The 4837-nt window shown below is 33.2% G+C and carries 5 protein-coding genes and 2 pseudogenes; all 7 read right to left on the minus strand.

Translation table 11 applies throughout. The annotated features are described in order from the left end of the window. Positions 1-17 precede the first annotated feature (17 nt). The 7 genes and pseudogenes from KI356_RS14585 to KI356_RS14610 all read right to left on the minus strand — a co-directional run bounded on the left by KI356_RS14585 (position 18) and on the right by KI356_RS14610 (position 4786). Positions 18-278 carry a heterocycloanthracin/sonorensin family bacteriocin gene (locus KI356_RS14585; RefSeq protein WP_212935749.1) on the minus strand — a complete coding sequence of 87 codons (261 nt, stop codon included), beginning with the start codon at positions 276-278 and terminating at the stop codon, positions 18-20. A 199-nt stretch (positions 279-477) separates the two neighbouring features. Continuing rightward, positions 478-924 carry an NUDIX domain-containing protein gene (locus KI356_RS14590; protein ID WP_212935750.1) on the minus strand — a complete coding sequence of 149 codons (447 nt, stop codon included), beginning with the start codon at positions 922-924 and terminating at the stop codon, positions 478-480. 35 nt (positions 925-959) lie between these two features. Beyond that, a pseudogene (locus KI356_RS28195) lies at positions 960-1073 on the minus strand (cytochrome C biogenesis protein); the annotation flags it as partial. A gap of 224 nt (positions 1074-1297) precedes the next feature. Further along, a pseudogene (locus tag KI356_RS14595) lies at positions 1298-1868 on the minus strand (DUF4256 domain-containing protein). A gap of 261 nt (positions 1869-2129) precedes the next feature. Continuing rightward, positions 2130-2594, minus strand: a complete 465-nt coding sequence (locus KI356_RS14600; RefSeq protein WP_097829287.1) for a GNAT family N-acetyltransferase — start codon at positions 2592-2594, stop codon at positions 2130-2132. Between the two features lie 77 nt (positions 2595-2671). After that, positions 2672-3595 (minus strand): nucleoside hydrolase, encoded by a 924-nt coding sequence (locus KI356_RS14605; protein WP_097829288.1) that lies wholly within the window; start codon positions 3593-3595, stop codon positions 2672-2674. Positions 3596-3874: 279 nt separating this feature from the next. Next, complete coding sequence (locus tag KI356_RS14610) at positions 3875-4786, minus strand: DMT family transporter (RefSeq protein ID WP_097829289.1); 912 nt, start codon at positions 4784-4786, stop codon at positions 3875-3877. Between the last annotated feature and the right edge of the window lie 51 nt (positions 4787-4837).

The following is a 4837-nucleotide window of genomic DNA, read 5'->3' on the forward strand; positions in this document are numbered from 1 at the left end:
TTATTGATTTGTAATACCTAAATAATCCACCAGCTCCAGCAATTAAAGCAACTGAAACAACCTACGCAACCGCCACAACCACCACAACGTCCGCCGCCACAACCACCGCATCTACCGCCACATCCACCACAACGTCCGCCGCAACCACCGCAACGACGTGCATCATCTTGGATGTAATAATATGGATATTGATTTTGTTGGTGATCCCAATACACTACATTACCAGGTTGATAATCATTAAGGTTTAATGATTGCAGTTCTTGTTGAAACTCATTCATTAGAAAAACCTCCATTTATAAATATAAATTCCGTCCAAATTCCTAAGTATATTTACTTTTATAAATAAAGTAGAAATAAGGCTATAGACTAAATGCGTACATCAACAAAATATGACTTTACATTAGGTGATGTACCTTGTTTATAAGCCTATTTTCTTTATATCTTTTCAGTGGACGTAATTTATATAAATAGAGACATTTAAAAGTTACTAATCCAGCAAGTTAATAGTTCGTCATTTAATTTTCTTTCTAGTAATTCATTTACTGAAGGTGTCGGCATTATTGTATAGGAGTTTATATTCTCTTTATTAAAATCAATCCAGTGAAATGCTAAATGGGACTCTTTAGATATTGGAGTAAAATCGGATTTTAACTCATTTGAATCTATCTCAAAAATGTGGTTAATTTCATGGTGGAGCGTTTCTTTGGTTTTCCATTGATTTTCTATGACGCCTAAAAATTGTTTTATACTGCAAGTTACTCCAAGTTCTTCTCGCAACTCTCTTATTAGTGCATTCTCTGCTGATTCACCGGTTTCAACGTGGCCACCGGGTAAAAAATAGTGATGTCCTATATATTCAGCGACTAGTAATTTTTCATCTTTTATCATGATAGCTCGTACAATATGATGGAATTTACTTTTCATTTTGTATTCCTCCTAATCATTCACTTTATACTTGCTCAAAAATTGTCATTTAAAAGCGGGATAATATAAATCATAGGTGCTTCATATGGATGAACATTATTAATAACTGGAAGATAACATTTTACATGTTCTCGTTTACAATTTAATTGAAACTAATAATCTTGATAAACGATTCTAAAAAAGAGTATGTTTATGAAAATAAATCATCGAAACATACTCTTAATATTTTTAGTTGATTCATTCTTTTACAATAAGGTTTGATTAGCCCTATTCTTTGCGGCCTCAAAATCGAAGCCGTAGCTAAAGTATGCAATCACTACTTTTCCCTAAGCAAATCTATTCTCTATTTCAAATTTACCTGCCTGTACAAATTTTAGACTCTTAACGAACCACGAAAGCCTCTTGCGGCATAGTAAGATTCTGCCCCATTGTGATACACAAAGACGTGTCCAAAGCGATAATCGCAAAAAAGGGCACCGCCAAGTTCTCTAATATCAGAAGGTGTTTGCACCCAACTCGATGTCTTCAAATCGAAATTCCCAATATTTTGCAACGCCCGATATTCTTCTTCCGTTAATAGTTCAATGCCCATAGTAGTTGCCATATCGAAAGCGTTATTTTCTGGTTTATGTTTCTTTCTTGATTCTAGCGCTTCAAGGTCATAACAAACACTTCTACGGCCTTTAGGACTTTCTGCTGAACAATCATAAAAAATGTATTCGCCTTTTTCTTTATCAAAATCAACAACATCAGGTTCTCCGCCAGTTTTTTTCCATTTCATTGAGCGACCACAACTTTTCAGTATTAGCATCCAAATTTGATTGAACATTAGCCCATTCTAGCCCTTTATGACGATTCATGTTATTCTCAAAACGATCTTTCAATGTTTGTATTAATTCTTCACGTTGCTCTAGTGACAACTCTTTTTTATTGCTCTCTTCCATAATAGTTCCTCCATTGATGTTTTTATTAATGATAGTTTAAGTATATATAAATACTGTTTTATAATAAAATGTTTAAATAATTGCGTGAATTCAGTTTGCGATAATTTATATGGATTAGTAAAACCAATTCTCCGCAATAGGGCCCTTTAACGAAACAACTTATTGTTTCTAATCAGTTTCTTAATCGATCTTTCAATTCTAGATGTTCTTCACCTTTTCACTATAAATACACGATATAACTTTATTGAAAATCGCACATCTTTAATTCAACAACAATAAGCGATATACTTCCTCACCGTCATATACATTTCCTAATGGTTTAAAACCATAACATTCATATAGTTTCTTTGCAGAAATATTATCTTTATGGACAGTTAATCTAATTTCCTCACACTCTTTAAAGTTATTTTTTATTAAGTTAATGATTTCCTGTAATGCTGCTTTTCCATATCCTTTTCCTTGCTCTTTTTCATCAACGATAAATCCGTTAATCCAATACATATCTGTTGACCCACGTACAAAAGCATGCATAATAAAACCGACTATAAGGTCACCATCATATATAGCGAGTGGAATATATTCGACATTTTCACCATCTGGTTTTATGTATACTTTAGCAAGTGATACTGCCACTGCCGGAACAAATTGCAATTGACTTTCTTTAACTTGTAACTTTAATGCATCTTCCCAATTTTCTCTCGTAACAATTTTTAATTGGACGTTCATTATATTAAGCTCCTTTAAAAAGAGAATTTATCTTTTATATTCAACGGTGTGAAATGATTCCCTTTTTCGACATCAACTTATAACATGATTTTCATAAAATCCTGAATAAATTTTTCCTCATCTAATTGTAACGCTATACGCGCCCCTTCAGATTTAGAGTGTGGGCGAAAATCAGCAAAAGTTTGTCCCTTCGTTTCGCCGCATATATCTACAGTCACTTTTCGGGATGTATAATTTAAAAATGTAGGATTCACCAAACCGCTTATAGCAAGTACATCGTGTAATAATGGCCCTTCAATAGATGGATTGAGCTTTTGGTATGCTGATAAATAATAATCGTACATTGGTTTCATAATTGGCTTAAATGAATTTTTTGTATTAGCTAAAATATAAGTAAATACATTTGGGGTTAAAACTGTTTTATTTGTTACATTTAAAGGGAATAACGTTAAATTTTTCGCTTGCTGAAATACAATTTGACTTGCTATAGGATCTCCGTACACGTTTGCCTCTGCTAATGGAGTAACATTCCCTGCTTCTAAAAAGACACCACCCATAAAACAAATTCCTTTTACATTTAACATCAAGTCATTCCATAAATTAAACGCAATTGCTAACGAGGTAGATCTTCCTACATCGACAATTGTTAAATCTTCTCCATACTTTACAAGAATCGCCGCAATACTACCAAAATTGTATATCGGAATAGATAACACACTTTCCGGTACATGTATGGGTCCTAATCCTTCTGGCCCATGAATTTCAGGGTAATACGTTGTAATTTCATTTGTAAGTGGCTTTGTTGCCCCGCTAATTACAGGAATATCTTGTCTGTTTGCTAATTGTAAAATATAAGCTGCGTTATGAGCGGCATGTATATGTTCAACATTTCCATATCCAGTTACGATACCAACAATTTCAATTTCAGGATGTAGTAATCCGTACATAATTGCAAATGAATCATCAATACCTGGGTCTCCGAAAAATAAAACTTTCTTCAAGAAACGTTCCCCTTTCATAGGTAAGATAATTATGTATATGTGGAAAAAATTTAAATCTATACAATTCTAAGCAAATATTAATAGTGAGTAGTGTGTCGATAAAAAGAACTAGTATTATACTAGTTCTTACTCTGGTAATCATCTAACAGTATAATTGAATTCCGTACAAATGCTGGACTATTACATTTTAATATAGATATTTTCCATTATATCTATATTAACCCCCCTATATTAGTTCAATATTGTTACTTTCAAATTGCAACTACTCGCAGAAAAGTCTTACCATACTTTTTCGCTCTCGATTTGCTTATAATTATCTTTTTTAAATGTTAAATGAGCAATCACAACTCCAAGTATAGTAATTATCCCTCCAATTATCGAAACAAAGCTTGGCACCTCACCTAACCATACCCAAGCGATAAAGCATGCAGTTACTGGTGTTAAATATAGAGAGCTTGTTGCCTCAGATGCACCGGCATAGGATGTAATATATGCTAATGCAATGTACGGAAGGACTGTCGGAAACACACCTAAATATATAACGCTCAAAGTGATTTCTATAGGAGCTGCTACGATTTCTTCATAAATCCCAGGTAAAAAAATAAGCATACATACAGTACCAGACCAAATTGTATATATTGTAAATGGCAAGAAACCATACTTTTTCAAGTACGACTTTTGGAAAACGAAAAATAGGCTTTCTGAAAATGCCGCTAATAATATTAGGAATACCCCACTATTCAATTGAATGGAATCTCCTTGATTTAATGATAAAAAAGTAATTCCTACTAAACTAATTACACCACCGATCCACCCATTTAATTTCATTTTTTCATTTAAAAAAACAGAAGCAAGAATTGCAGTTAATATAGGTGTTACAGATACAATTAAACTAGCAGGTCCAGCATTTACACTCTTTTCACCGTAGTTCAGCGCAATATGATAAATAGTAAATCCTAGAGCGCCAAATATAAAAATTACTGGAATGTCTTTTAAGTCAGGTAAACGTAATTTGTATATAAACGAAAACAGTAGAAGAATCAAAGAAGCTATTAATAATCGTAGCAATGTGAGGTGTTCAGGCGTGTAAGCTTCAAGGCCCATACGAATTCCTGGAAAAGCTGTCCCCCATATAAGAATTGTAAAAGCATGAGCACATACAATACGAGAATTCCATTTTTTATTCTGCATATTTTTTCTCCCTCTCCAATAAACCAGCCATTTTTTAATTACCAATTATTT

This window comes from Bacillus hominis, from assembly GCF_018332515.1.
Classification (GTDB): Bacteria; Bacillota; Bacilli; order Bacillales; family Bacillaceae_G; genus Bacillus_A; species Bacillus_A hominis.

Bases quoted from the DNA above. Each gene is read 5' to 3' on its own strand.
- KI356_RS14585 (WP_212935749.1), bottom strand. From the start codon at position 278: ATGAATGAGTTTCAACAAGAACTGCAATCATTAAACCTTAATGATTAT.
- KI356_RS14590 (WP_212935750.1), bottom strand. From the start codon at position 924: ATGAAAAGTAAATTCCATCATATTGTACGAGCTATCATGATAAAAGAT.
- KI356_RS14600 (WP_097829287.1), bottom strand. From the start codon at position 2,594: ATGAACGTCCAATTAAAAATTGTTACGAGAGAAAATTGGGAAGATGCA.
- KI356_RS14610 (WP_097829289.1), bottom strand. From the start codon at position 4,786: ATGCAGAATAAAAAATGGAATTCTCGTATTGTATGTGCTCATGCTTTT.